Source organism: Bradyrhizobium sp. KB893862 SZCCT0404 (genome assembly GCF_018130885.1).
Taxonomy (GTDB): domain Bacteria; phylum Pseudomonadota; class Alphaproteobacteria; order Rhizobiales; family Xanthobacteraceae; genus Bradyrhizobium; species Bradyrhizobium stylosanthis.
The window spans coordinates 611,741-634,447 of sequence record NZ_JAFCLT010000001.1 but is presented as its reverse complement, the minus strand read 5'-3'; the positions used below and the strand labels follow the sequence as shown (position 1 = coordinate 634,447).

The window sequence follows — 22,707 nt, the reverse complement described above, 5'->3', positions numbered from 1 at the left end:
CAAGTCGCCTGGCGCGACAGATTGGCATGACGCGCATCATCCAGCATTCTGTTCCGTGACGGATTCGGTTGCGGCGAATTTGCACCAGTGGGAACCGCGCAACCGGGGTGCACCGTCGCGGGGCAGTCATCGACCATACCTAGGCTCTCCGCCGACGACTTGGGGAAGTTCATCAAAAGGATGGAGGCGTATCGTGAGCAGGAGAAGAATGGCAGCCACGGCGATTGGTCTCGCCGGCGTGCTGGCGGCCTCGCAGGCCCAGGCTCAATCGGCAAGCAGCAGCGAGCAGGAAATCGCGCTGCTGAAACAGCAATTGAAGTTGCTGGAGCAGAAGCTCGACAAGCTGCAGAGCCAGACTGCCGCAAACACGGCGGCCACGGCGAAGGCCAAAGCCGAAGCAAAGGCCGAAGCGAAAGCCGAGGCGCGCTCGGAGGCGAAGGCCGTGGTCGCCAACGCCAATGCGGCGATCCCGGTCAAGGGACCGGTACACCCCTCCGGTGTCGTGGTCACGATGCCGAACAACCGGCCGACCATCTGCACCGCCGACGAGGCCAACTGCGTCGCCATCACCAGCCGCGTGCATTGGGATGTCGGCGGCTATAATTATCGCCCCAACACGGCGGCAACCGTGCCGCAAAAGCTCGACAGCGGCGAGAACGTCCGCCGCGCGCGCATCGGCGTTACCGGAAAATTCCTCAACGACTGGAATTTCGCGCTGATCTACGATTTCGGCGGCTCGTCCGACGGATTTGGCGGCACCGGTGCCGCCGGCGGGACTGCTGTCGGCTTCCTGCCCGGCGGAGGCACCTCCGGTATCGAGAACGCCTATATCAGCTACACCGGACTGAAGCCATTCGGCGGCAAGATGGCGATCGAAGCCGGCGTCATGGATATTGCCTGGACCATGGACGAGTCCACCAGCTCCAATGACATCGCCTTCATGGAACGCGCCACGGTCGGCATCATCGCGCAAAACATCGCCGCCGGCGACTTCCGTTCTGCCGCCGGTGCCCGCTGGTACAACGACGTGTTCTATGCCGGCGCCTACGTGACCGGTCCGACCACGGGTGCGATTCACTCCGCCTCGAGCGCTTCACCTCCCGGCACCAGCGAGCAATACGGCGCGACTGCCCGCGTTGCCGGCCAGATCGTCAGCGGCAAGGATTATTCGGTGCATCTCGGCGGCGACGCCCAGTGGCTGATCCAGCCGCCGCGCAATCTGGTCGCGAACACGCAAACGCTCACGCTCAGCGACCGGCCCGAGCTGCGCATCGACCCCACGACGCTGATCTCGACCGGGGCGATTGCAAATGTGGCGGGCGCACAGGTCTATGGCGTGGAAGCGGCGGCCACCTATGGATCGCTCTGGGTCCAGGGCGAATACTACTTCTTCAACGTCGATCGCAACGCGAATACCAGCGTGCCGTTGATCGGAGCGCCAAGCCTGAAATTCCAGGGCGGCTACGCCCAGGCGGCCTACGTCCTGACCGGCGAAACCCGCAAGTACAATCCGGGCAACGCTGCCTATGGCGGCGTCAAGCCGGAGCATCCGTTCTCGCTCGACGGCGGTGGCTGGGGCGCCTGGGAGATCGCCGGTCGTTACTCCACGATGGATTTGAACAACCAGCTCGCGACCGCCGCCGGCATCGCCGGCGGACGCCAGACGGTCTACACGCTCGCGCTCAACTGGTACGTCAACGGCAACGTCCGCTTCATGCTCGACTATTTGCATGGCACGGTGTCGAGGCAGGCCTCGCCGGTTTCCACCGCCGATGTCGGCTCGAAGTTCGATGCGATCGCGATGCGCACGCAGTTCGCGTTCTGACGATCTCGTCCGGGAGCGGCAGGGACCGCTCCCGGATACTCAAGCCGCCCGCTTCGGCTTCTTCACGACCACCGGCTCCGGCGCGGAGGACAGCCGTTGCTGGTGGCTCTCGCCCCAGGCTTTCAGGATGTCGATCACCGGCCTGAGGCTCTCGCCGAGCTCCGAGAGGCAATACTCCACCCGCGGCGGTACTTCCGCATAGACCTTGCGGATGACGAGCTTGTCCTCCTCGAGCGCGCGCAACTGCTTGGTGAGCATGCGCTGGGTGATGCCGGGCATCCGGCGGCGCAACTCGCCGAAGCGCTGGGTGCCGCTCTGCAGGTGATAGAGGATCACGCCCTTCCATTTGCCGTCGATCAGGTCCAGCGTCGCCTCGACCGAGCAGCCCGGCCGGCGGGTAAAGTCGCGCCGTTTCATGCGTGTTTTCCCGATGGTATCCAAACAGGGACTATATCCCCGAATTTACAGTACTTGCCAAATGGATGCCAGGGCGACAGTTAGAGCCGCAGGCGAATACGCCATCTGATGGAGACAAGCCATGAAGGCCGTCGGCTACAAGAAATCGCTCCCGATCGAGGATCAGGACGCACTGTTCGATTTCGAGACCGCGAAGCCGGATCCCAGGGGGCGCGACATCCGCGTTGCCGTGAAGGCGATCTCGGCCAACCCGGTCGATTACAAGGTACGCAAGCGCGCCGCGCCGCCCGAGGGCGAGGTGAAGATCCTTGGCTATGACGCCGCCGGTGTCGTGGATGCGGTCGGGCCCGAAGTCACGCTGTTCAAGCCGGGCGACGAAGTGTTTTACGCCGGCTCGATCCTGCGCCAGGGCACCAACGCCGAATTCCATCTGGTCGACGAACGCATCGTCGGCAACAAGCCGAAGAGTCTGTCGTTCGCGCAGGCCGCCGCGCTTCCCCTCACCTCCATCACCGCCTGGGAATTGCTGTTCGACCGGCTCGGCGCCGTGCCCGGCAAGAGCGTCGATCCGCGCACCCTTCTGATCACGGGTGGCGCCGGCGGCGTCGGCTCGATCCTGATCCAGCTTGCCCGCCGCCTCACCGGCCTCACGGTGCTCGCGACCGCGACGCGGCCGGAATCGCAGAAATGGTGTCTCGATCTCGGCGCGCATGCGGTGATCGACCACGGCAAGCCGATGAAGGAGCAGATCGACAAGCTCAAGCTGCCGCCGGTCGCGCTGGTGGCAAGCCTGACCTTCACCGACCAGCACTACAAGAGCATCGCCGACTTCATGGCGCCGCAGGGACGGTTCGGCCTGATCGACGATCCCCCGGAATTCACCATGAGCACCTTCAAGGGCAAGGCGATCTCGGTGCACTGGGAATCGATGTTCACGCGCTCCTCGTTCCAGACGCCGGACATGATCGCGCAGCATCATCTGCTCAATGATGTCGCCGACCTCATCGACAAGGGCGTGCTGCGCACCACCCTCGACCAGACTTTCGGCACGATCAACGCGGCCAACCTCAAGCGCGCCCATGCGCTGCTCGAGAGCGGCAAGTCGCGCGGCAAGATCGTGCTGGAGGGGTGGTAGCAGCTACGTAGGGTGGTTAGCCGAAGGCGTAACCCATCACGTCTTTTTCCGCGGCAACAGAAGTGGTGGGTTACGCCGAGCAGATGCGCGTCGCCCATCTGCAGGGCTAACCCACCCTACATTTCCGGCACACCCTCGACGAACAGCAGCCGCCGCTCCAGCGCGCCGGCGCGGATCTTCAGCGCCTCGGCATAGTCCGGCGAGGCGTACCATTCCTTCAGCCGTGCCATCGATTCGAATTCGACGATGACGATGGCCTTCGGCGGGAGGTTGCCTTCGGCAAGATCGACCTTGCCGCCGCGAACGAGATAACGTCCGCCGTACTGCGCGATCGTCTTCGCGGCGAGCGTCCGATAGGCCTCGAAACCATCGGGGTCCCGCATCTCGACTTCGGAGATCACATAAGCCGACATGATCCGGCCTCAGGCGATCGTGTTGACGATACCGCCTTCGGCCCGCAGCGCCGCACCGTTGGTGGCGGAGGCCTCCTTCGAGGCGACATAGACCACCATGTTCGCGATCTCGTCGACGCTGGCAAAGCGCTGGATCAGCGAGCTCGGACGATGCTGCTTGACGAAATTCGCGGCGGCTTCGTCCACCGACTGGCCGTTTTGCTTGGCGAGATCCTTCACGAAGGTCTCGACGCCCTCCGACATGGTCGGGCCCGGCAGCACGGAGTTGACGGTAACGCCGGTGCCGCGGGTCAGCTGCGCCAGACCGCGCGCGACCGAGAGCTGCGCCGTCTTGCTCATGCCGTAATGGATCATCTCGACGGGAATGTTGAGCCCGGACTCCGAGGAGATGAAGACGATGCGGCCCCAGTTGCGCTTGAGCATGCCCTTCATGTAGGCGCGCGAGAGCCGTACGCCGCTCATCACGTTGACCTCGAAGAAGCGCGTCCAGTCCTCGTCCGGGATGTCGAAGAAATCCTTCGGCTCGAAGATGCCGGCATTGTTGATGAGGATGTCGACCTCGGGCAACGCGGCCACAAGCGCCTTGCAGCCCGCCGCGGTCGAGACGTCGGCGGCGATGCCGCGCACCTTACCGCCCGCGCCTTCCAGCTTGCGCACAGCCGCATCGACCTTGTCCTGGCCGCGCCCGTTGATCACGACACTGGCACCGGAACCGGCAAGGCCCTTGGCGATGGCGTGGCCGATGCCGGCGGTCGAGCCGGTCACGAGTGCGGTCTTTCCGGAAAGGTCGATCTTCATCATTCACCTCCATTGAAGCTGACGGAGATATCGTGCGCTGCACAAGCAGCTTCAATCGTCCCTCACCGACGCGTGAGCGATCAGTTGCGCGCCGGTAGTGTCCGGAGAAAGGCGACGATGGCATCGAGATCCTGGGCCGTCATGCTGGCATAGGCAGCATAGGCCATCGGTGGCTTGAGCTTGTGACCATCGCGCGCGATGCCTTGCGTAATCGCACGTTTGATTTCGTCGTCGCTCCACTGACCGAGGCCTGCGGCAGGATCAGGGGTGATGTTGGGAGAGACGGATTCGCCCCACGGTCCCCTGAAGGTCCGGCCGCCCTTGCCGCTCGCGCCGGCGAAGTCATGGACCGCAGACGGGCCCTCCGGCGTGTGGCATTCCAGGCAATGGGCGATGGTCAGCAGATAGCGGCCGCGCGCGAGCTTGTCGGCCAGCTCCTGCTCGCTCGCCTGCTTGCCGGCATAGGTCGGCACCTCCGGCTTCAGCGCGATCCTGTATTCCGGCGCGGGCGTCTCATGGCGTATCGCCGGTACGGAACGCAAATAGGCCGCGAGCGCGTCGAGATCGCGGGCGGTGAGCACCGTGTAGAATTCGGTCGGCATGATCGGCGCGGCCCTGGTGCCATCAGGCTTGATGCCGCTGACGAGGAAGCGCTTCAGCTCGGCATCGCTCCAATTGCCGATGCCTGTGTCCTTGTCCGGCGTGATGTTGGAGCCAGACACCTTGAAGGCGGGCTCGTCGAAGACCTGGCTGCCGCCCGAGAGTGCGCGTGACAGATCGAGCCCCTGCGGCCCGCGCGGCGTGTGGCAATTGTGGCAGACCATCACGCTGCCGACGAGATAGGCGCCGCGCTCGAGCAGCGTTTCGCCTGCGGCCGGCGACATCGCAAGCGCCAGCACAATCCCAAACAGCGCCCTCATCGAAAGCCCCCCGGCCCGGATTCGCGAGCAGCAGGCTAACAAGCCGGTCTTCCCTCGGCAACGCGCGGCGCGGATGCGGGCTGGAACGGCCGTTAACAAGTAGTACAGTGTCTCCTTGTTGCTCACGTGAACACGGAAGAACGAAGCGATGAAGCGGACGGCTCTCACGATCATCCTTGGACTGGTCAGCCTGATGGGCGGCAATTCGCTTGCACCGGCCCAGGCGGTCTATCCGGACAAGCCGCTGCAATTGATCGTCCCCTTCCCGCCCGGCGGCGCCTCGGACGTGGTCGCGCGCATCATCGGCAGCGAACTGGAGACGCGGCTCGGCAAGCCCGTGATCATCATGAACCGTCCCGGCGGCGGCACCACGATCGCGGCCAAGGAAGTCGCGCGTTCGGCGCCTGACGGATACACCATCTTCTTCAGCTCGAACTCGAGCTTCACATTGCCGACGGCCGTGAAGGAAACGGTGCCTTACGACGCCGCCAAGGATTTCGAGCCGCTCGGCCAGGTCGGCAAGATCACGCTGGCGCTGGTCACCTACAAGGACAACCCGGTCAAGGATCTGGCCGCGCTCGTCACTGAAGCGAAAGCCAATCCCGACAAGCTGTCGCTGGCCTCGTTCGGCGTCGCCACCGTCTCGCATTTCGCCGGCGAGCTGTTCAAATCGGCTGCCGGAATCAAGATGGTCCACCTGCCCTACAAGGGCAGCGCGCCGGCGATGAACGATTTGATCGGCAAGCACATCCAGTATCACGTCGACACGGTGATCGCCGTGAAGCCGCAGATCGATGCCGGCACCGTCAAGGTGCTCGCGGTGTTCTCGGGCAAGCGCACGCCGTTCCTGCCCGACGTGCCGACGCTTGCCGAACTCGGCTACACCGGCATCGACTTCGCGTCCTGGGGCGCGGTGGTCGCGCCCAAGGGGCTGCCGCCTGCGGTTCGCGACAAGCTGACGACGACGCTGCAGGAGATCGTCAACACTCCTTCCGTCATCGAGCGCTTCAACCAGGTCGGCTTCGAGCCGGGCTTCGTGCGCTATAGCGATTGGGCCGGCACCATCGGCAAGGAGACGGCCGAGATGAAGGAGATCGCGCAGAAGGCGGGGATCAAGGAGGAGTAATCGGGCCGATCCATCGCCAGCCCCAAAACAAAAGCGGCGCCCGAGGGCGCCGCTTTCAATTCCGTGATTGCGATTACGGCTTACGCCGCCTCGTCCTGCTTCTCCTGCACCGGGCCCGAATCCTGGCCCTTGGCATCGACGTCGCGATCGACGAACTCGATCACAGCCATCGCGGCGTTGTCGCCGTAGCGGAAGCCGGCCTTGATGATGCGGGTGTAGCCGCCCTGGCGATCCTTGTAGCGGGGCGCCAGTACGTCGAACAGCTTCTTGACCTGGTCCTTGTCCCGCATCTCGGAGATGGCCTGGCGGCGCATGGCCAGCCCGCCCTTCTTGCCGAGGGTGATCAGCTTCTCCACGATCGGACGCAATTCCTTGGCCTTGGGGAGCGTGGTGACGATCTGCTCGTGCTTGATCAGCGCGGCGCACATATTGGCAAACATCGCGCGGCGATGCTCGGCAGTGCGATTGAGCTTCCGATGAACCTTACCGTGACGCATGTGTCTATTCCTTACTTATGAACTGCCGCGATGGTTCGTCGGATCAGTTGCTCAGGTGGGCTTCCTGCGTTCGCCCATAAAAATCGCGGCCGGAATGTCCGGCCGCGACAGTGAAGTCGATCAGTAATGATCTTCGAAGCGCTTGGCGAGCTCGTCGATGTTCTCCGGCGGCCAGCCCGGCACTTCCATGCCGAGATGCAGACCCATCTGGGCCAGCACTTCCTTGATCTCGTTCAGCGACTTGCGGCCGAAGTTCGGGGTGCGGAGCATTTCCGCTTCGCTCTTCTGCACGAGGTCGCCGATGTAGACGATGTTGTCGTTCTTCAGGCAGTTGGCCGAACGCACCGACAGCTCGAGCTCGTCCACCTTCTTGAGGAAGGCCGGGTTGAAGGCGAGGTCCGGGATGATCTCCTGGGCGACTTCCTTGCGCGGCTCTTCGAAGTTGACGAACACGTTGAGCTGATCCTGCAGGATGCGGGCGGCGTAAGCCACCGAGTCATCCGGCGAGATCGCGCCGTTGGTCTCGATCGTCATGGTCAGCTTGTCGTAGTCGAGGATCTGGCCCTCGCGGGTGTTCTCGACCTTGTAGGAGACCTTGCGGACCGGCGAGTACAGGCTGTCGACCGGGATCAGGCCGATCGGCGCGTCCTCGGGACGGTTGCGCTCGGCGGGGACATAGCCCTTGCCGGTGGAGACGGTGAACTCCATGCGGATCTCGGCGCCCTCGTCGAGGGTGCAGATCTGCAGGTCCGGGTTGAGCACGACGACGTCGCCGACGGTCTGGATGTCGCCGGCGGTGACGACGCCCGGGCCCTGCTTCTTCACGACCATGCGCTTGGGGCCTTCGCCCTGCATCTTGATCGAGATGTCCTTGATGTTCAGCACGATGTCGGTGACGTCCTCACGGACGCCAGCGATCGAGGAGAACTCGTGCAGCACGCCGTCGATGTGCACCGACTGCACCGCCGCGCCCTGGAGCGAGGAGAGCAGGATGCGGCGCAGCGCGTTGCCGAGGGTCTGGCCGAAGCCGCGCTCGAGCGGCTCGGCGACGATGGTCGCGAAACGCGAGGAGTCACTGCCGGGCGTGACCTGGAGCTTGTTCGGCCGAATCAGTTCTTGCCAATTTTTCTGGATCGTCACTGTTTCACCCATACAGGCCAGTCAATTTGAGGCATCAAATACTGGCGTTGGAGAAAGGCCGCAGAGCATTCCCGCGGCTTCTTGCAAAGTCGTTGCGGGCGCCGATGCGCCCGCAACTTGTAGAAATCAAACGCGCCGACGCTTGCGGGGACGGCAACCGTTGTGCGGGATCGTGGTCACGTCGCGGATCGAGGTGACCGTGAAGCCCGCGGCCTGGAGAGCGCGGAGCGCCGACTCGCGGCCCGAACCGGGACCGGCGACTTCGACTTCCAGCGTGCGCATGCCGTGCTCCTGCGCCTTCTTCGACACGTCCTCGGCGGCAACCTGCGCCGCGTACGGGGTCGACTTGCGCGAGCCCTTGAAGCCCATCGTGCCGGCGGAAGACCAGGCAATCGTGTTGCCCTGCGCGTCGGTGATGGTGATGGTCGTGTTGTTGAACGACGAGTTCACGTGCGCAACGCCGGAGGCGATGTTCTTGCGCTCACGACGGCGAACGCGGGTGGCTTCCTTGCCCATTGAGTCCCTTTCCTGAAGATCTCAAACGCCGCCGTAATGCCAGCGGCTACACCTGTGGAACGAAAAGCGCGTGGCGAACGGGTCTCCCCTTTCGCCACACGCCGCGATTGGATTCGAAAACTTACTTCTTCTTGCCGGCGATGGCCTTGGCCGGACCCTTGCGCGTACGCGCATTGGTGTGGGTCCGCTGACCGCGCACCGGCAGACCGCGACGATGACGCAGGCCGCGATAGCAGCCGAGGTCCATCAGACGCTTGATGTTGATGCCGACCTCACGACGCAGGTCGCCCTCGACGAGATAGTCGCGGTCGATCACTTCGCGGATCTGGAGCACTTCGGCGTCGCTGAGCTGATTGACGCGACGATCCACGGGGATCTTCACCTTCTCGATGATGTCACCGGCGATCTTCGGGCCGATGCCATGGATGTACTGAAGCGCGATCAGCACGCGCTTGTTGGTGGGAATGTTCACGCCGGCAATACGGGCCACGGCCTTCTCTCCTGTTGCCGATCCCTCGTCAGAAATCGGGCTTAAGTGCTTGCTTTCTCGGGCAGGTGTTCACAAACGCGAACACGACGCCCACCCCCGGTCTTCCTGGGGCCCGGCATCGTCTGAAACTATCCGACTTGGATGCGGGGCTTATTAGGGGATTCCAGGGGCTTTCGTCAACCGCTGCTAGCGTTTGGCTCGCTTTTTCGTGACCTTTTTTGGTCCCTTCTTCGAACCTTTTTTGACGGTCTTTTTCGCGGCTTTTTTGACCGTTTTCTTGGCAGTCTTCTTGGCTGCCTTCTTGGCGCCCTTCACGGCCTTTTTGGCCGCCTTTTTGGCGGTTTTGGCCGGTTTAGCAGCCTTTTTGGCCGCTTTCGCCGGCTTTTTGGCAGCCTTCTTGGTCGCCTTCTTGGTTGCCTTGGCCTTCTTGGCCGGGGCCGACTTGGCCGCGCTGCGGGCGTGGGTCTTGGGTTCCACCGCCCCGAGCGCCAGCAGCTGGCGGTGAATGGCGCGGGTGACCTCGTCGATGGCCATCATGCCGTCGATGGTGGAGAGCTTCCGCCGCTCGGAATAGTAGTGAATCAGCGGCTCGGTCTGGGTGCGGTAGCTGGCGAGGCGCTTGGTCAGGACCTCCGGCGTGTCATCCACCCGGACCTCCTCCCCGCGCTCGCGCATCTGGGCGACTCGGGTCTCGACCCGGTTCAGCAGCGCGCTCTCGTTGACGCGGAGCTCGATCACGGCGTCGAGCTTGAGATGCTTGTGCCGGAGCAGCTCATCGAGCGCCTCGGCCTGCGGCACGGTGCGCGGGAAGCCGTCGAGGATGAAGCCGTTCCTGGCGTCCGGCTGGTCGATCCGGTCGGAGATGATTCCGACCACGACCTCGTCCGGCACGAGGCCGCCGCTCGCCATGATCTCCTTGGCCTTCAGCCCGACCGGCGTTCCCGCCGCAACGGCTGCGCGCAGCATCTCGCCCGTCGAGAGCTGGACGATGCCGTAGCGCTGCACCAAGAGCTGCGCCTGGGTCCCCTTGCCCGACCCCGGCGGTCCCAGAAGTATAATTCTCATCGGCGTACGCCCCCCGGATTGGTGAGCGATACGTCGCGCACCTGTGTTTTGATATCAAGGACAGTGCAAACCACAACCAGCGCCGCACCGCCATTGACGACCATACTATAAGGCAGACCGATCCCGTAAAGGTCGAACACCTCCGGAATCAACTGCAACGCAGTCAGGTAGACGGCTCCGACGACCGTCGTCAATGACACCACGCGATCGAGATGGGCGGCCGTCGCCTCGCCGGGCGCGATGCCGGGAATAGTGCCGCGATGCCGGGCCAGGGTTTCGGCAGTGTATTCGGGATCGACGACATAGGCGGTGTAGACGAAGGCGAGCGCGAACACGGCGATCGACACGAGGATCATGTGCGCCGGCTGCCCGAGCTGGAGATGCCGGTAGGTTGCGGCAACTAGGGGATGATCGCCTCCGAGGACGAAGCCCGCAAAGGCAAGCGGCAGATAGAATATCCACGGCGCTACGCTAACGGGAATCAGGAACCCGGCGCTGTTGAGCTTGATCGGCAGCACGGCATCGCGCGCCGGCAATTGCCGCGCGCCGACATTGAGCGCGCCGAACGCGACCCGCACATTCCGACGCGCGCCTTCGACGAGCACGATCACGGCGACGGTCACGGCCCAGAACACGGCGTGGATGAAGACGAGATTGCCCGAGACCGCCCCGCTCCGCACGACATCGGCGATGCCGGCGACGTCTCGCGGCAGGGAGACGAGCATGCCGACGCTCAGGATCAGCGCCAGGCCGTTGCCGATGCCGTGGCGGGTGATCTGTTCGCTCAGCCACACCAGCGCGAAGACACCTCCAACCATCGAGGCCGTCGCGGTTACCACGAACCAGCCGTCGGGATTCCTGACGAGCTCCGGAAAGGAAATCAGCGTGGAGGCGATGCCGTAGGCCTGAAAGGCCGCAAGAGCCAGCGTAAGCACAAGCGTGGCGCGCGCAACCTTGCCCCGGCCGTTCTCGCCCGATCGCTCCAGCGAACTCAGGCCTCGCCACACCACCGACAGCAACCGGACGAAAATCGCCGCAGTCAAATAGGGAATGAGGCCGAGCGCAAAGAGCGAAAGGCGGCCGTTCAAGCTGGGGAACGAGGAGAGCCGCGAAACATCCAATCCAGCGATCGGGATCTGCGTGCCGAGCCTATAAATGAGAAGCGCGCCGATCGTGATAGCGATGCGGCGCGCGAGCTCGGTCGTCATTTGCGGCGGGCTTACCTGCGGCGGCCGCGCAGCTTCGACTTGCGGATCAAGCCTTCGTACTGATGGGCCAGCAGATAGCCCTGCACCTGCGCCACGGTATCCATGGTGACGCTGACGACGATCAGCAGCGAGGTGCCGCCGAAGTAGAACGGCACCGATGCGTACGAGATCAGGATCTCCGGGATCAAGCAGACGATGGCAAGATAGATCGCGCCGAGCACGGTGATGCGCGACAGCACGTAGTCGATATATTCGGCCGTGCGCTCGCCCGGACGGATGCCCGGAATGAAGCCGCCATGCTTCTTCAGATTGTCCGCGGTCTCGGTCGGGTTGAACACGATCGCGGTGTAGAAGAAGGCGAAGAACACGATCAGCGCCAGATACATGATCAGGAACAGCGGGCGGCCGTGGCCGAGCTGGGTCGTGATCCACTGGAACCATTCCGGACCGCTGCCCGCGTTGAAGTTCGCAACCGTGGCCGGCAGCAGGAGCAGCGAGGACGCGAAGATCGGCGGGATCACGCCCGAGGTGTTGAGCTTGAGCGGCAGATGCGAGGACTGGCCCTCGAACATCTTGTTGCCGACCTGGCGCTTCGGATACTGGATCAGCAGCCGGCGCTGGGCGCGCTCCATGAACACGATGAAGGCGATCACGGCGACGGCCATGATGATGACCACCAGGATCAGGCCGGTCGACATCGCGCCCTGACGGCCGAGCTCGAGCATGTTGGCGAGCGCCGCGGGCAGCTCCGCGACGATGCCGGAGAGAATGATCAGCGAGATGCCGTTGCCGATGCCGCGCGAGGTGATCTGCTCGCCCAGCCACATCAGGAACATGGTGCCGCCGGTCAGCGTGATCGCCGTGGACAGGCGGAAGAACATGCCGGGATCGCTGACGACGTTGCCGGCGCCTTCGAGACCCACCGCGATACCGTAGGACTGGAACGCGGCCAGGATCACCGTGAGGTAGCGGGTGTACTGGTTCAGTGTCTTGCGGCCGGCCTCGCCTTCCTTCTTCAGCGCCTCGAGCTGCGGCGAGACGGTGGTCAGGAGCTGAATGATGATCGAGGCCGAGATGTACGGCATGATGTTCAGCGCGAAGATCGCCATGCGGTGGATACCGCCGCCGGCGAACATGTTGAACATGCCGAGGATGCCGCCCGCCTGCGACTTGAACACCTGCTCCCAGATGTTGGGATCGATGCCCGGCAGCGGGATGTAGGTTCCGAGCCGATAAACGAGCAGCGCACCCAGGGTGAACCAGATGCGCTTCTTCAGTTCGTCGGCCTTGGCAAACGCGCCGAAATTGAGATTGGCTGCCAGTTGTTCCGCTGCAGAGACCATCTTGGACTTTCTCCCGCCGCCTGTTGCGCCGTCATGCCCGCGGCCGGGCTACTAACTAGCGGACGCCGGACATTATCTGGGGCTCGGCTTCGATAAGTCCACGTCCCGCCTGCGTAAAGGCCCGCGAGCCGCGGGCCAATGACGCAGTTGTTACGCCGCCTCGCCTTCTTCCTTGGCAGGGGCGAGGACCTTCACCGAACCGCCGGCCTTCTCGACCGCGGCGATCGCGGTCTTGGTGGCGCCATGCACTTCGATGTTGAGCTTGGACTTGAGCTCGCCACGGCCGAGCAGCCGCAGGCCGGCCTTGGCGCGGCGCAGCACGCCGCCCTTCACCAGGGCCTCGACGTTCACGACGCTGCCGGCGTCGATCTTCTTGGCATCGACCGCTTCCTGGAGCCGGTCGAGATTGATCTCGGCGAACTCGACGCGGAAGATGTTGTTGAAGCCGCGCTTGGGCAGACGGCGATGCATCGGCATCTGGCCGCCTTCGAAACCCTTGATGCGCACGCCCGAACGCGCGGTCTGGCCCTTGCCGCCGCGGCCGGACTGCTTGCCCTTGCCCGAACCGATGCCGCGGCCGACGCGCATACGCTTCTTGCGCGAGCCGGCGTTGTCGGCGATATCGCTGAGCTTCATCGCCCTTCTCCTTGTGTCTTGCGCACGATCGTCACCGAAAGCAGGTCACCCGCTCTCGGGATCGCGCGCCGTTACTTACTTCTCGTCGACGATGCGGACGAGATGGTGAACCTTCTCGATCATGCCGCGGACCGCCGGAGTGTCCTGCAGTTCGCTGGTGCGACCGATCTTGTTGAGCTTGAGCCCGATCAGCGTCGAGCGCTGCGAGTGATGGCGGCGGATCGCGCTGCCGATCTGCTCGAGCTTGATCGTCTTGCTGGCCTTGGCCATGGGAGTCTACTCCAGAGCTTCCGTTAGTCGGCAGCCGCCTCGGCATCGCCACCGATACGGCGCGACTGCAGAGTGGACACCTTGATGTTGCGGCGGGCTGCGACCGAACGCGGCGAATCCTGATGCTTCAGCGCGTCGAAGGTCGCGCGAACCATGTTGTAGGGGTTCGACGAGCCGATCGACTTCGCAACCACGTCCTGGACGCCGAGCGTCTCGAACACGGCGCGCATCGGGCCGCCGGCGATGATGCCGGTACCGGCGGGAGCTGCACGCAGGTAGACACGGCCCGCGCCATGACGGCCGGCGATGTCGTGATGGAGCGTGCGGCCCTCGCGCAGCGACACGCGGGTCAGGTTGCGCTTGGCGGACTCGGTTGCCTTGCGGATCGCCTCAGGCACTTCGCGCGCCTTGCCGTGACCGAAGCCGGCGCGGCCCTTCTGGTCGCCGATCACGACCAGCGCTGCGAAACCGAAGCGCTTGCCGCCCTTGACGACCTTGGCCACGCGGTTGATGTGGACGAGCTTGTCGACGAACTCGCTGTCGCGCTCCTCGCGCTCCTTGCGTTCGCGTCCGCCGCCGCGTTGATCGCGTCCACCACGTTGTTCGCGTTCTGCCATTTTTCCAATCCTTCAGAGGCTTACGCCTCAATCCTCAAATTCTGTTAGAAGCTCAGCCCGCTCTCACGTGCCGCGTCGGCGAGAGCCTTGACGCGCCCGTGGTAGAGGTAGCTGCCGCGATCGAACACGACTTCCTTGACGCCCTTCTCGGCGGCGCGCTCGGCCAGCAGCTTGCCGACCGCCTTCGCCGCATCGATGTCGGCGCCGGTCTTGCCGCCGTCGCGCATCGACTTCTCGAGCGAGGAAGCAGAGGCCAGCGTCTCGCCCTTCAGGTCGTCGATGACCTGGGCATAGATGTGCTTGGACGAGCGGAACACCGACAGACGGGGACGGCCACCACCGGAGCGGCGCAGCTTCAGCCGCACACTCCGCTTGCGCCGGGCATTCGTAACCTTGGCTTTGGACATGACCGGCTCCGTTACTTCTTCTTGCCTTCCTTGCGGAAGATGAATTCGCCCACATACTTCACGCCCTTGCCCTTGTAGGGCTCCGGCGGACGGTAGGCGCGGATCTCGGCGGCGACCTGGCCGACGCGCTGGATGTCGCTGCCGGTGACCGTGATCTCGGTGGGCTTCGGCACGGTGATCGTGATCCCTTCCGGGATCGTATAGATCACGTCGTGGCTGTAACCGAGCGCGAGCTGCAGGTTCTTGCCCTGCATCGCGGCGCGGTAACCGACGCCGGTGATTTCGAGCTTCTTCTCAAAGCCCTTGGTGACGCCTTCGACCAGATTCGCGACCTGGGCGCGAGCGGTACCGTACAGGGCGCGCGCGCGGTTGGTCTCGGCGCGCGGCTTGACCTTGACCTGGCCGTTCTCGAGCTTCACCTCGACATCGTCGTGGACGACGAACTGAAGCTGGCCCTTCGGCCCCTTCATCTTGACGGTCTGCCCATCGACGGTCGCGGTCACACCCGACGGAACCGCCACAGGCCTTTTGCCAACTCGTGACATGGATGAAAAATCCTTCTCAGAACACCGTGAAGAGGACTTCACCGCCCACATTCGCGTCGCGCGCGCTGTGGTCGGCCATGATCCCCTTCGGCGTCGACAACACCGAAATGCCGAGCCCGTTGTTGACCCGCGGCAGGTTCTTCACCGAGGCGTAGACGCGACGCCCGGGCTTGGAGACACGTTCGATCTCGCGGATGACGGGCTCGCCGTCGAAATACTTCAGCTCGATCTCGATCTCGCTGCGGCCCGAGGAGTGCTCGAGCGTGGCGTAACCGCGGATGTAGCCCTCGGTCTTCAGCACCTCGAGCACGTTCTCGCGCATCTTCGAACCAGGCGTGGAGACCTTGGTCTTGGAGCGCATCTGCGCGTTGCGGATGCGGGTGATCAGATCGCTGATTGGATCGTGCGTAGACATCTAAACGACCCTCCTTACCAGCTGGACTTCACGAGGCCCGGGACCATGCCCTTGGAGCCAAGGTCGCGCAGCGCGATACGGGACAGCTTGTTCTTGCGATAGTTCGAGCGCGGGCGGCCCGACAGCTCGCAACGCAGGCGGATGCGGGTCGCCGACGAGTTGCGCGGCATTTCGGCCAGCTTCAGCGTCGCAGCGAAACGCTCTTCCATCGGCAGCTTCTTGTCGGCGATGATCGCCTTCAACCGCTCGCGCTTGGCGGCGGCGTTCTTCACCATCCGCTTGCGCCGGTTGTTCTTCTCGACTGAACTCTTCTTTGCCATGCTTGGCTCCTGGGTATCCGCGTTTGAGAGGCTTTAGGTCAGCGTCTCACTGCCGGAACGGGAAATTGAAAGCGGTCAACAAGGCCCTCGCCTCTTCGTCGGTCTTGGCCGTGGTGCAGACGGTGATGTCCATACCGCGGGCTTCCGTGACCTTGTCGAAGTCGATCTCGGGGAAAATGATGTGCTCCTTGATGCCGAGCGAGTAGTTGCCGCGGCCGTCAAAGCTCTTCGGGTTCAGGCCGCGGAAGTCGCGGACGCGCGGCAGCGCGACCGTCACCAGGCGATCGATGAACTCGTACATGCGGGCCTTGCGCAGCGTGACCTTGCAGCCGATCGGCTGGTTCTCACGCAGCTTGAAGGTCGCGATCGCGATACGCGAGTAGGTCACGATCGCCTTCTGGCCGGCGATCTGGGTCAGCTCGGCAGCGGCGGTCTCGGCCTTCTTGCGGTCGTTGACGCTGTCGCCAACGCCCATGTTCAGCACGACCTTGTCCAGGCGCGGAACCTGCATCACGTTCTCATAACCGAACTTCTCGGTCATGGCGGTGCGGATCTTCGCATCGTATTCCGCGCGCAGGCGCGGGGTGTAAGCGGCCTCAGCCATCGATCTCAGCTCCCGAGCTCTTGGCGATGCGGACCTTCTTGCCGTCCGCCAGAATCTTGAATCCGACGCGGGTCGGCTTTCCGTCCTTGCCGACATACGCGATGTTGGACAGTTGGATCGGCGACTCCTTCGAGATGATGCCGCCCTCCTGGGCCTGCGTCTGCTTCTGGTGACGCTTGACCATGTTGATGCCGCGCACGAGTGCCGTGCCGGCGTCGGGACGAACCTCGAACACTTCGCCGGTGCGGCCCTTGTCGCGGCCGGTCAGCACGACGACCTTGTCGCCCTTGCGGATCTTCGCAGCCATCACAGCACCTCCGGCGCGAGCGAGATGATCTTCATGTGGTTCTTCGCGCGCAGCTCGCGCGGCACGGGCCCGAAGATACGGGTGCCGACCGGCTCGGACTGGTTGTTGATCAGAACGGCGGCGTTGCGGTCGAAGCGGATGACCGAACCGTCGGCGCGGCGGATGTCCTTGCGGACGCGCACCACGACGGCCTTCATCACGTCGCCCTTCTTCACCTTGCCACGCGGAATCGCTTCCTTGATCGAGACGACGATGACGTCGCCGATCGTGGCGTAGCGGCGCTTGGAGCCTCCGAGCACCTTGATACACATGACACGGCGTGCGCCAGAATTGTCGGCCACGTCGAGGTTGGTCTGCATCTGAATCATTGATGCACCTCGTCCTCTTTCTCTTTGCGCCAGCCCAGCCGGCGCTCAACATTTCCCTGAAGTCAGTCGGCTAAAGCCAACAGATCAGGCGCTTTTCTTGTGTTCGCCCCGGATCACGACCCAGCGCTTCAACTTCGAAATCGGCTTCGATTCCTCGATCCACACCATGTCGCCCGGCTTGAACTGGTTGTCCTCGTCGTGCGCGTGGTAGTTCTTCGAACGGCGGATCGTCTTCTTGTAGATCGGATGCGTGAAGCGGCGGTCAACGCGCACCACGACGGTCTTGGCAGTCTTGTCGCTGACGACCACGCCTTGCAAAGTACGTTTCGGCATCTTCGTAAGCCCCTTACTTCTTCTTCGCGCGCGTCTGCGCGGCGACGGTCTTGATCCGGGCGATGTCGCGGCGAGCCTCGCGCAGGCGCGAGGTGTTCTCGAGCTGCCCGGTGGCGCGCTGGAAGCGCAGGTTGAAGCGCTCCTTCTTCAGGTTCAGGATGGCGTCATCCTGCTGGTCGGGGCTCATCGCGCGGATGTCTTCGATCTTCATCTGGGCCATGGCCATTACTCCGCAATGCGCTCGACGAAGCGCGTCTTGATCGGCAGCTTGGCGGCCGCCAGGGTCAGCGCCTCGCGCGCGGTCTGGGTGTTGACGCCGTCGATCTCGAACAGCACCCGGCCCGGCTTGACGCGCGCCACCCACAATTCCGGCGAGCCCTTGCCGGAGCCCATGCGGACTTCGGCCGGCTTCTTCGACACCGGAACGTCGGGGAACACGCGGATCCAGACGCGGCCGGCGCGCTTCATGTGGCGGGTCAGCGCGCGGCGGGCGGCTTCGATCTGGCGCGCGGTGACGCGCTCAGGCTCGGTCGCCTTCAGGCCGTACTGGCCGAACGCCAACGTCGCGCCCGAAGACGCAACGCCGTGGATGCGGCCCTTATGCGCCTTCCGGAACTTCGTTTTCTTAGGTTGCATCATGGCTTTAAGCCCTCAAATTCTCAGTGCGGATCAGGCCGCAGCGTTGTCACGGCGCCCACGGCCACCGCGATCACCACCGCCGCTGGTCTCGCCTTCGGCCATTCTCTTGTCCTGGGCCATCGGATCGTGCTCGAGGATCTCGCCCTTGAAGATCCAGACCTTGACGCCGCAGGTGCCGAAGGTCGTGAACGCGGTCGCAACGCCGTAGTCGATGTCGGCGCGCAGCGTGTGCAGCGGCACGCGACCTTCGCGGTACCACTCCATGCGCGCGATTTCCGCACCGCCCAGACGACCCGAGCAGTTGATGCGGATGCCTTCCGCGCCGAGACGCATCGCCGACTGCACGGCGCGCTTCATGGCACGGCGGAACGCCACGCGGCGCTCCAGCTGCTGGGCGATCGATTCCGCCACCAGCGTCGCATCGAGCTCCGGCTTGCGGATCTCGACGATGTTGATGACGACGTCCGACGAGGTGATGTCCGCGACGCGCTTGCGCAGCTTGTCGATGTCGGCGCCCTTCTTGCCGATCACCACGCCCGGACGAGCCGAGTGGATGGTGACGCGGCACTTCTTGTGCGGACGCTCGATCACGATGCGGGCGACGGCCGCCTGCTTGAGCTCCTTGTGCAGGATCTCGCGGATCTTGACGTCCTCGTGCAGCAGCTTGCCGTACTCCTGCTTGCCGGCGAACCAGCGGGAATCCCAGGTCCGGTTGATGCCGAGACGCAGACCGATCGGATTGATCTTTTGACCCATCGTGTTCTCCTGCGTCCCTTAAGCCGCTGCTTCGGCTTCGACCTGACGAACGATGATCGTCAGCTGCGAAAATGGTTTGTAGACCCGGCCCGAGCGGCCACGGCCGCGGGCGGCAAAGCGCTTCATCACGAGGCCGTTGCCGACGAAGGCCTGCGCCACGACGAGATCATCGACGTCGAGGTCGTGGTTGTTCTCGGCGTTGGCAATAGCCGATTCCAGGCACTTCTTCACGTCAACCGCGATCCGCTTGCGCGAAAACTGCAGGTCGGCGAGCGCGGCAGACGCCTTCCGGCCGCGAATGAGCTGGGCGACCAGGTTGAGCTTCTGCGGGCTCACCCGCAGCATCCGGGCGACCGCCTTGGCCTCGTTCTCGGCGAGGCTCCGTTCGCGCTTAGGTTTGCTCATCGTTTAATCCTCAAGCCTTCTTGGCTTTCTTGTCGCCGGAGTGGCCATGGAAGGTCCGGGTCGGCGAGAACTCGCCGAACTTGTGACCGACCATTTCCTCGTTGACGGCCACCGGCACGTGCTTCTGACCGTTGTAGACGCCGAAGGTCAGGCCGACGAACTGCGGCAGGATCGTCGAGCGACGGCTCCAGATCTTGATGACGTCGTGACGGCCGGACGCGCGGGCGGCATCTGCCTTCTTGAGCAGAGAACCCTCGACGAACGGGCCTTTCCAGACTGAACGAACCATGTCCGTCGTTCCTTACTTCTTCCGCTTGTGGCGGCTTAGGAGAATGAATTTGTTGGTCGACTTGTTGGAGCGGGTCTTCTTGCCCTTGGTCGGCTTGCCCCACGGGGTGACCGGGTGGCGGCCGCCCGAGGTACGACCTTCACCACCGCCGTGCGGATGGTCGATCGGGTTCATCGAAACACCGCGGTTGTGCGGCTTGCGGCCCAGCCAGCGGTTACGGCCGGCCTTGCCGATCGAGGTGTTCATGTGATCCGGGTTCGACACCGCGCCGATCGTGCCGCGGCAACGGCCGTGCACCAGACGCTGCTCTCCCGAGTTCAGGCGGATGATCACGTAGTCCTGGTCGCGACCGACGAGCTGGGCATAGGTGCCAGCGGAACGAGCGAGCTGGCCGCCCTTCCCGATCTTGACCTCGATGTTGTGGATGATAGTGCCGACCGGCATGTTGCCGAGCGGCATGACGTTGCCCGGCTTCACGTCGACGTAGTTGCCGGCGACAATGGTGTCGCCCACGGCCAGGCGCTGCGGCGCCAGGATATAGGCCTGCTCGCCGTCCTGATACTTGATCAGCGCGATGAACGCGGTGCGGTTCGGATCGTATTCCAGCCGCTCGACCGTCGCGGGCGCATCGACCCTGTCGCGCTTGAAGTCGACGATGCGCAGGGTCTGCTTGTGGCCGCCGCCACGGAAACGCACGGTGATGCGGCCGGTGTTGTTGCGGCCGCCCGAGGAGTGCTTGCCCTCGGTAAGCGCCTTGACCGGCTTGCCCTTGTACAGGGCCGAACGATCGACCATGACCAGCTGGCGCTGGCCCGGCGTCGTGGGATTGAATGTCTTCAGTGCCATCGTCGTACGACCTTACAGACCGGTGGTCACGTCGATCCGATGACCCTCTTCGAGGGTCACGATCGCGCGCTTGGAGTTCGACTGCGAGCCGAGATTGCCGCGGAAGACCTTGGTCTTGCCCTTGCGGACCAGCGTGTTGACGCTCTTGACCTTGACGTCGAACAGCTTCTCGATCGCTTCCTTGATCTGCGGCTTGGTCGCCTTGGCGGCCACCTTGAACAGCACCTTGTTGTGCTCCGAGGCGATCGTGGCCTTTTCGGTCACGACCGGCGACAGGATCACGTCGTAGTGGCGAGGCTCGATGTTCTTGCTCATTTGAAGCGCGCCTCCAGCGCATCGATGGCGGCCTTGGTCAGAACGAGCTTCTGACGGCGCAGGATGTCATAGACGTTGATGCCCTGGATCGGCAGCACGTCCATGTTCGGGATGTTGCGGGCTGCAGCGGCGAAGCCGTTGTTGAGCTCGGCACCGTCGATGATCAGCGCGTTGGTGAGCCCCAGGCCCGAGAAGTGACCGAGCAGCGCCTTGGTCTTGGCGGCTTCCAGAGCCGCCTTGTCGATCACGAGCAGATCGCCGTCCTTGGCCTTCGCCGAGAGAGCGTGCTTGAGAGCGAGCGCGCGGACCTTCTTCGGCAGGTCGGTGGCGTGCGAACGCACCACCGGGCCGAAGGCACGGCCACCGCCGCGGAACTGCGGCACGCGTGCCGAGCCGTGACGAGCACCGCCGGTGCCCTTCTGCTTGTACATCTTCTTGCCGGTGCGCCAGATCTCGGCGCGGCCCTTGGCCTTGTGGGTGCCGGCCTGACGCTTGTTGAGCTGCCACTGCACGCAGCGTGCAATGATGTCCTGGCGCGGCTCGAGACCGAAAATGGCGTCGGAGAGCTGGACGGAGCCGGCTTCCTTACCTTCGAGGGTGGTGACCTTCAGTTCCATCTCACGCCTCCTGCGCAGCCGGAGCGGCGTCAGCGTCGCCAGCAACCTTGAACTTGCCGGGCTTCGGAGCGTCCTTCGGCAGCGGCTTCTTGACGGCGTCACGCACGCGGATCCAGCCGCCCTTGGAGCCGGGAACGGCGCCTTCGACGAGGATCAGGCCGCGCTCGACGTCGAGCTGAACGACGCGGAGGTTGAGCGTGGTGATGCGGTCGACACCCATGTGGCCGGGCATCTTCTTGTTCTTCCAGGTCTTGCCGGGGTCCTGACGGCCACCGGTCGAACCGATCGAACGGTGCGAGATCGACACACCGTGCGTGGCGCGCAGACCACCGAAGTTCCAGCGCTTCATGCCGCCGGCGAAGCCCTTACCGACCGAGGTGCCGGTGACGTCGACGAACTGGCCGACGACGAAGTGGTCGGCCTGGATCTCGGCGCCGACCGGGATCATGGCGTCCGCGGTGACGCGGAACTCCTCGACCCGGCGCTTCGGCTCGACCTTGGCGACCGCGAACTGGCCGCGCTCGGCCTTGGGCATGTAAACGGTCTTGCGGCTGCCCGAACCGAGCTGGAGCGCGACGTAACCGTTCTTCTCTTCGGTGCGGTGGCCTACGACCTGGCAATTGCCGAGCTTCAGCACGGTCACGGGGATATGTTCGCCGGCCTCCGTAAAGACCCGCGTCATCCCGACCTTTTGTGCGATCACTCCGGAGCGCATCGGCTTGCTTCCTGTTCTCTTTGTCCGCTTTCGCGAACGGGATCCAAAATCTTAGAGCTTGATCTCGACGTCGACACCGGCGGCCAGGTCGAGCTTCATCAAAGCATCGACGGTCTGCGGGGTCGGATCGACGATGTCGAGCAGGCGCTTGTGGGTGCGCATCTCGAACTGTTCGCGGCTCTTCTTGTCGACGTGGGGCGAACGGTTGACGGTGAACTTCTCGATGCGGGTGGGCAGCGGAATGGGTCCGCGGACCTGCGCGCCGGTGCGCTTCGCCGTGTTCACGATCTCACGGGTCGACGTATCGAGGATACGATGGTCGAACGCCTTGAGACGGATACGAATGTTTTGGCCGTTCATTGCCGTGGTCTCTCTTCAGTGGGTGGCGAATAGCGAATAGCGAATGTCAC

At 63.9% G+C, this 22,707-nt stretch carries 35 protein-coding genes; 3 read left to right on the top strand and 32 right to left on the bottom strand.

Annotated elements, in window-relative coordinates; genetic code table 11:
• Nucleotides 1-193 precede the first annotated feature (193 nt).
• Entirely contained in the window at nucleotides 194-1,825 is a 1,632-nt protein-coding gene (locus tag JQ617_RS03165) for an OprO/OprP family phosphate-selective porin (RefSeq protein WP_212024327.1), read from the top strand.
• Nucleotides 1,826-1,864: 39 nt separating this feature from the next.
• Here JQ617_RS03165 and JQ617_RS03160 read toward each other — a convergent pair whose 3' ends face one another.
• Entirely contained in the window at nucleotides 1,865-2,242 is a 378-nt protein-coding gene (locus JQ617_RS03160; RefSeq protein ID WP_212024325.1) for a winged helix-turn-helix transcriptional regulator, read from the bottom strand.
• Between the two features lie 121 nt (nucleotides 2,243-2,363).
• On the opposite strand from JQ617_RS03160, the gene JQ617_RS03155 reads away from it, so the two are divergent.
• Nucleotides 2,364-3,377, top strand: a complete 1,014-nt coding sequence (locus JQ617_RS03155; protein ID WP_212024323.1) for a zinc-binding alcohol dehydrogenase family protein — start codon at nucleotides 2,364-2,366, stop codon at nucleotides 3,375-3,377.
• 116 nt (nucleotides 3,378-3,493) lie between these two features.
• On the opposite strand, the gene JQ617_RS03150 is transcribed toward JQ617_RS03155, so the two are convergent.
• The 3 genes from JQ617_RS03150 to JQ617_RS03140 all read right to left on the bottom strand — a co-directional run bounded on the left by JQ617_RS03150 (nucleotide 3,494) and on the right by JQ617_RS03140 (nucleotide 5,508).
• Nucleotides 3,494-3,790, bottom strand: a complete 297-nt coding sequence (locus JQ617_RS03150) for a DUF1330 domain-containing protein (protein WP_212024321.1) — start codon at nucleotides 3,788-3,790, stop codon at nucleotides 3,494-3,496.
• Between the two features lie 9 nt (nucleotides 3,791-3,799).
• Nucleotides 3,800-4,588: an SDR family NAD(P)-dependent oxidoreductase gene (locus JQ617_RS03145; RefSeq protein WP_212025955.1), complete on the bottom strand. Its 789-nt coding sequence runs from the start codon at nucleotides 4,586-4,588 to the stop codon at nucleotides 3,800-3,802.
• A gap of 80 nt (nucleotides 4,589-4,668) precedes the next feature.
• Nucleotides 4,669-5,508, bottom strand: coding sequence for a c-type cytochrome (locus JQ617_RS03140; protein WP_212024319.1), 840 nt, complete (start codon nucleotides 5,506-5,508; stop codon nucleotides 4,669-4,671).
• A gap of 148 nt (nucleotides 5,509-5,656) precedes the next feature.
• On the opposite strand from JQ617_RS03140, the gene JQ617_RS03135 reads away from it, so the two are divergent.
• Nucleotides 5,657-6,634: a Bug family tripartite tricarboxylate transporter substrate binding protein gene (locus JQ617_RS03135; RefSeq protein WP_212024317.1), complete on the top strand. Its 978-nt coding sequence runs from the start codon at nucleotides 5,657-5,659 to the stop codon at nucleotides 6,632-6,634.
• An 80-nt stretch (nucleotides 6,635-6,714) separates the two neighbouring features.
• Here JQ617_RS03135 and rplQ read toward each other — a convergent pair whose 3' ends face one another.
• From rplQ to rpsJ, 28 genes are all read right to left on the bottom strand, one after another.
• Complete coding sequence (gene rplQ / locus JQ617_RS03130; RefSeq protein ID WP_063682763.1) at nucleotides 6,715-7,131, bottom strand: 50S ribosomal protein L17; 417 nt, start codon at nucleotides 7,129-7,131, stop codon at nucleotides 6,715-6,717.
• Nucleotides 7,132-7,251: 120 nt separating this feature from the next.
• Nucleotides 7,252-8,283 carry a DNA-directed RNA polymerase subunit alpha gene (locus tag JQ617_RS03125; protein ID WP_063682762.1) on the bottom strand — a complete coding sequence of 344 codons (1,032 nt, stop codon included), beginning with the start codon at nucleotides 8,281-8,283 and terminating at the stop codon, nucleotides 7,252-7,254.
• 114 nt (nucleotides 8,284-8,397) lie between these two features.
• Nucleotides 8,398-8,787 carry a 30S ribosomal protein S11 gene (gene rpsK, locus JQ617_RS03120; RefSeq protein ID WP_007603045.1) on the bottom strand — a complete coding sequence of 130 codons (390 nt, stop codon included), beginning with the start codon at nucleotides 8,785-8,787 and terminating at the stop codon, nucleotides 8,398-8,400.
• Between the two features lie 121 nt (nucleotides 8,788-8,908).
• Nucleotides 8,909-9,277, bottom strand: a complete 369-nt coding sequence (rpsM, locus tag JQ617_RS03115) for a 30S ribosomal protein S13 (protein WP_063682761.1) — start codon at nucleotides 9,275-9,277, stop codon at nucleotides 8,909-8,911.
• Nucleotides 9,278-9,463: 186 nt separating this feature from the next.
• Complete coding sequence (locus JQ617_RS03110) at nucleotides 9,464-10,342, bottom strand: adenylate kinase (protein WP_212024315.1); 879 nt, start codon at nucleotides 10,340-10,342, stop codon at nucleotides 9,464-9,466.
• Nucleotides 10,339-11,550, bottom strand: coding sequence for a preprotein translocase subunit SecY (locus JQ617_RS03105; RefSeq protein WP_212024313.1), 1,212 nt, complete (start codon nucleotides 11,548-11,550; stop codon nucleotides 10,339-10,341). The genes JQ617_RS03110 and JQ617_RS03105 overlap by 4 nt, the downstream gene beginning before the upstream one ends.
• A gap of 11 nt (nucleotides 11,551-11,561) precedes the next feature.
• Complete coding sequence (secY, locus tag JQ617_RS03100) at nucleotides 11,562-12,893, bottom strand: preprotein translocase subunit SecY (protein ID WP_063682758.1); 1,332 nt, start codon at nucleotides 12,891-12,893, stop codon at nucleotides 11,562-11,564.
• A gap of 150 nt (nucleotides 12,894-13,043) precedes the next feature.
• On the bottom strand, nucleotides 13,044-13,529 hold the full coding sequence (gene rplO, locus JQ617_RS03095) for a 50S ribosomal protein L15 (RefSeq protein ID WP_212024311.1): 486 nt from the start codon (nucleotides 13,527-13,529) through the stop codon (nucleotides 13,044-13,046).
• A 75-nt stretch (nucleotides 13,530-13,604) separates the two neighbouring features.
• Nucleotides 13,605-13,799 carry a 50S ribosomal protein L30 gene (gene rpmD, locus JQ617_RS03090; RefSeq protein ID WP_063682757.1) on the bottom strand — a complete coding sequence of 65 codons (195 nt, stop codon included), beginning with the start codon at nucleotides 13,797-13,799 and terminating at the stop codon, nucleotides 13,605-13,607.
• Between the two features lie 23 nt (nucleotides 13,800-13,822).
• On the bottom strand, nucleotides 13,823-14,416 hold the full coding sequence (gene rpsE, locus JQ617_RS03085; RefSeq protein ID WP_008136332.1) for a 30S ribosomal protein S5: 594 nt from the start codon (nucleotides 14,414-14,416) through the stop codon (nucleotides 13,823-13,825).
• Between the two features lie 44 nt (nucleotides 14,417-14,460).
• Nucleotides 14,461-14,823, bottom strand: coding sequence for a 50S ribosomal protein L18 (gene rplR, locus JQ617_RS03080; protein WP_007603036.1), 363 nt, complete (start codon nucleotides 14,821-14,823; stop codon nucleotides 14,461-14,463).
• 11 nt (nucleotides 14,824-14,834) lie between these two features.
• Complete coding sequence (gene rplF / locus JQ617_RS03075; protein ID WP_063682755.1) at nucleotides 14,835-15,368, bottom strand: 50S ribosomal protein L6; 534 nt, start codon at nucleotides 15,366-15,368, stop codon at nucleotides 14,835-14,837.
• A gap of 16 nt (nucleotides 15,369-15,384) precedes the next feature.
• Complete coding sequence (gene rpsH / locus JQ617_RS03070) at nucleotides 15,385-15,783, bottom strand: 30S ribosomal protein S8 (RefSeq protein ID WP_027554158.1); 399 nt, start codon at nucleotides 15,781-15,783, stop codon at nucleotides 15,385-15,387.
• 14 nt (nucleotides 15,784-15,797) lie between these two features.
• Complete coding sequence (gene rpsN / locus JQ617_RS03065; RefSeq protein ID WP_018647251.1) at nucleotides 15,798-16,103, bottom strand: 30S ribosomal protein S14; 306 nt, start codon at nucleotides 16,101-16,103, stop codon at nucleotides 15,798-15,800.
• A gap of 46 nt (nucleotides 16,104-16,149) precedes the next feature.
• The gene (rplE, locus tag JQ617_RS03060) at nucleotides 16,150-16,707 is read right to left on the bottom strand and encodes a 50S ribosomal protein L5 (RefSeq protein WP_011088141.1); all 558 of its coding nucleotides are present in this window, start codon (nucleotides 16,705-16,707) and stop codon (nucleotides 16,150-16,152) included.
• A complete protein-coding gene (gene rplX, locus JQ617_RS03055) occupies nucleotides 16,700-17,014 on the bottom strand; it encodes a 50S ribosomal protein L24 (protein ID WP_007603031.1) in 315 nt (104 codons plus the stop codon). Before rplX ends, rplE begins: the two co-directional genes overlap by 8 nt.
• Nucleotides 17,014-17,382: a 50S ribosomal protein L14 gene (gene rplN / locus JQ617_RS03050; RefSeq protein ID WP_063682754.1), complete on the bottom strand. Its 369-nt coding sequence runs from the start codon at nucleotides 17,380-17,382 to the stop codon at nucleotides 17,014-17,016. The genes rplX and rplN overlap by 1 nt, the downstream gene beginning before the upstream one ends.
• 84 nt (nucleotides 17,383-17,466) lie before the next feature.
• Complete coding sequence (rpsQ, locus tag JQ617_RS03045) at nucleotides 17,467-17,715, bottom strand: 30S ribosomal protein S17 (protein WP_008136346.1); 249 nt, start codon at nucleotides 17,713-17,715, stop codon at nucleotides 17,467-17,469.
• Between the two features lie 13 nt (nucleotides 17,716-17,728).
• Nucleotides 17,729-17,935, bottom strand: a complete 207-nt coding sequence (gene rpmC / locus JQ617_RS03040; protein WP_011088144.1) for a 50S ribosomal protein L29 — start codon at nucleotides 17,933-17,935, stop codon at nucleotides 17,729-17,731.
• Nucleotides 17,936-17,940: 5 nt separating this feature from the next.
• A complete protein-coding gene (gene rplP, locus JQ617_RS03035; RefSeq protein WP_018647247.1) occupies nucleotides 17,941-18,354 on the bottom strand; it encodes a 50S ribosomal protein L16 in 414 nt (137 codons plus the stop codon).
• A 30-nt stretch (nucleotides 18,355-18,384) separates the two neighbouring features.
• Nucleotides 18,385-19,110 (bottom strand): 30S ribosomal protein S3, encoded by a 726-nt coding sequence (rpsC, locus tag JQ617_RS03030; RefSeq protein WP_063682753.1) that lies wholly within the window; start codon nucleotides 19,108-19,110, stop codon nucleotides 18,385-18,387.
• 18 nt (nucleotides 19,111-19,128) lie between these two features.
• Nucleotides 19,129-19,515: a 50S ribosomal protein L22 gene (gene rplV / locus JQ617_RS03025; protein ID WP_024342451.1), complete on the bottom strand. Its 387-nt coding sequence runs from the start codon at nucleotides 19,513-19,515 to the stop codon at nucleotides 19,129-19,131.
• A gap of 10 nt (nucleotides 19,516-19,525) precedes the next feature.
• Nucleotides 19,526-19,804 carry a 30S ribosomal protein S19 gene (gene rpsS / locus JQ617_RS03020; protein WP_008136357.1) on the bottom strand — a complete coding sequence of 93 codons (279 nt, stop codon included), beginning with the start codon at nucleotides 19,802-19,804 and terminating at the stop codon, nucleotides 19,526-19,528.
• 12 nt (nucleotides 19,805-19,816) lie between these two features.
• The gene (gene rplB, locus JQ617_RS03015; protein ID WP_063682752.1) at nucleotides 19,817-20,650 is read right to left on the bottom strand and encodes a 50S ribosomal protein L2; all 834 of its coding nucleotides are present in this window, start codon (nucleotides 20,648-20,650) and stop codon (nucleotides 19,817-19,819) included.
• Nucleotides 20,651-20,662: 12 nt separating this feature from the next.
• Nucleotides 20,663-20,965 carry a 50S ribosomal protein L23 gene (locus JQ617_RS03010; protein ID WP_027564406.1) on the bottom strand — a complete coding sequence of 101 codons (303 nt, stop codon included), beginning with the start codon at nucleotides 20,963-20,965 and terminating at the stop codon, nucleotides 20,663-20,665.
• Nucleotides 20,962-21,582: a 50S ribosomal protein L4 gene (gene rplD / locus JQ617_RS03005; RefSeq protein ID WP_011088150.1), complete on the bottom strand. Its 621-nt coding sequence runs from the start codon at nucleotides 21,580-21,582 to the stop codon at nucleotides 20,962-20,964. Before rplD ends, JQ617_RS03010 begins: the two co-directional genes overlap by 4 nt.
• Nucleotide 21,583: 1 nt before the next feature.
• Nucleotides 21,584-22,297 (bottom strand): 50S ribosomal protein L3, encoded by a 714-nt coding sequence (rplC, locus tag JQ617_RS03000; RefSeq protein WP_063682751.1) that lies wholly within the window; start codon nucleotides 22,295-22,297, stop codon nucleotides 21,584-21,586.
• A 51-nt stretch (nucleotides 22,298-22,348) separates the two neighbouring features.
• Nucleotides 22,349-22,657 carry a 30S ribosomal protein S10 gene (rpsJ, locus tag JQ617_RS02995; RefSeq protein ID WP_002712302.1) on the bottom strand — a complete coding sequence of 103 codons (309 nt, stop codon included), beginning with the start codon at nucleotides 22,655-22,657 and terminating at the stop codon, nucleotides 22,349-22,351.
• Nucleotides 22,658-22,707 lie beyond the last annotated feature (50 nt).

Coding starts and splice junctions, on each gene's coding strand:
- JQ617_RS03160 (WP_212024325.1), bottom strand. CDS start 2,242: ATGAAACGGCGCGACTTTACCCGCCGGCCGGGCTGCTCGGTCGAGGCG.
- JQ617_RS03155 (WP_212024323.1), top strand. CDS start 2,364: ATGAAGGCCGTCGGCTACAAGAAATCGCTCCCGATCGAGGATCAGGAC.
- JQ617_RS03150 (WP_212024321.1), bottom strand. CDS start 3,790: ATGTCGGCTTATGTGATCTCCGAAGTCGAGATGCGGGACCCCGATGGT.
- JQ617_RS03145 (WP_212025955.1), bottom strand. CDS start 4,588: ATGAAGATCGACCTTTCCGGAAAGACCGCACTCGTGACCGGCTCGACC.
- JQ617_RS03140 (WP_212024319.1), bottom strand. CDS start 5,508: ATGAGGGCGCTGTTTGGGATTGTGCTGGCGCTTGCGATGTCGCCGGCC.
- JQ617_RS03135 (WP_212024317.1), top strand. CDS start 5,657: ATGAAGCGGACGGCTCTCACGATCATCCTTGGACTGGTCAGCCTGATG.
- rplQ (WP_063682763.1), bottom strand. CDS start 7,131: ATGCGTCACGGTAAGGTTCATCGGAAGCTCAATCGCACTGCCGAGCAT.
- JQ617_RS03125 (WP_063682762.1), bottom strand. CDS start 8,283: ATGGGTGAAACAGTGACGATCCAGAAAAATTGGCAAGAACTGATTCGG.
- rpsK (WP_007603045.1), bottom strand. CDS start 8,787: ATGGGCAAGGAAGCCACCCGCGTTCGCCGTCGTGAGCGCAAGAACATC.
- JQ617_RS03110 (WP_212024315.1), bottom strand. CDS start 10,342: ATGAGAATTATACTTCTGGGACCGCCGGGGTCGGGCAAGGGGACCCAG.
- JQ617_RS03105 (WP_212024313.1), bottom strand. CDS start 11,550: ATGACGACCGAGCTCGCGCGCCGCATCGCTATCACGATCGGCGCGCTT.
- secY (WP_063682758.1), bottom strand. CDS start 12,893: ATGGTCTCTGCAGCGGAACAACTGGCAGCCAATCTCAATTTCGGCGCG.
- rplO (WP_212024311.1), bottom strand. CDS start 13,529: ATGAAGCTCAGCGATATCGCCGACAACGCCGGCTCGCGCAAGAAGCGT.
- rpmD (WP_063682757.1), bottom strand. CDS start 13,799: ATGGCCAAGGCCAGCAAGACGATCAAGCTCGAGCAGATCGGCAGCGCG.
- rpsE (WP_008136332.1), bottom strand. CDS start 14,416: ATGGCAGAACGCGAACAACGTGGTGGACGCGATCAACGCGGCGGCGGA.
- rplR (WP_007603036.1), bottom strand. CDS start 14,823: ATGTCCAAAGCCAAGGTTACGAATGCCCGGCGCAAGCGGAGTGTGCGG.
- rplF (WP_063682755.1), bottom strand. CDS start 15,368: ATGTCACGAGTTGGCAAAAGGCCTGTGGCGGTTCCGTCGGGTGTGACC.
- rpsH (WP_027554158.1), bottom strand. CDS start 15,783: ATGTCTACGCACGATCCAATCAGCGATCTGATCACCCGCATCCGCAAC.
- rpsN (WP_018647251.1), bottom strand. CDS start 16,103: ATGGCAAAGAAGAGTTCAGTCGAGAAGAACAACCGGCGCAAGCGGATG.
- rplE (WP_011088141.1), bottom strand. CDS start 16,707: ATGGCTGAGGCCGCTTACACCCCGCGCCTGCGCGCGGAATACGATGCG.
- rplX (WP_007603031.1), bottom strand. CDS start 17,014: ATGGCTGCGAAGATCCGCAAGGGCGACAAGGTCGTCGTGCTGACCGGC.
- rplN (WP_063682754.1), bottom strand. CDS start 17,382: ATGATTCAGATGCAGACCAACCTCGACGTGGCCGACAATTCTGGCGCA.
- rpsQ (WP_008136346.1), bottom strand. CDS start 17,715: ATGCCGAAACGTACTTTGCAAGGCGTGGTCGTCAGCGACAAGACTGCC.
- rpmC (WP_011088144.1), bottom strand. CDS start 17,935: ATGGCCCAGATGAAGATCGAAGACATCCGCGCGATGAGCCCCGACCAG.
- rplP (WP_018647247.1), bottom strand. CDS start 18,354: ATGATGCAACCTAAGAAAACGAAGTTCCGGAAGGCGCATAAGGGCCGC.
- rpsC (WP_063682753.1), bottom strand. CDS start 19,110: ATGGGTCAAAAGATCAATCCGATCGGTCTGCGTCTCGGCATCAACCGG.
- rplV (WP_024342451.1), bottom strand. CDS start 19,515: ATGAGCAAACCTAAGCGCGAACGGAGCCTCGCCGAGAACGAGGCCAAG.
- rpsS (WP_008136357.1), bottom strand. CDS start 19,804: ATGGTTCGTTCAGTCTGGAAAGGCCCGTTCGTCGAGGGTTCTCTGCTC.
- rplB (WP_063682752.1), bottom strand. CDS start 20,650: ATGGCACTGAAGACATTCAATCCCACGACGCCGGGCCAGCGCCAGCTG.
- JQ617_RS03010 (WP_027564406.1), bottom strand. CDS start 20,965: ATGAGCAAGAACATCGAGCCTCGCCACTACGACGTGATCCTGTCGCCG.
- rplD (WP_011088150.1), bottom strand. CDS start 21,582: ATGGAACTGAAGGTCACCACCCTCGAAGGTAAGGAAGCCGGCTCCGTC.
- rplC (WP_063682751.1), bottom strand. CDS start 22,297: ATGCGCTCCGGAGTGATCGCACAAAAGGTCGGGATGACGCGGGTCTTT.
- rpsJ (WP_002712302.1), bottom strand. CDS start 22,657: ATGAACGGCCAAAACATTCGTATCCGTCTCAAGGCGTTCGACCATCGT.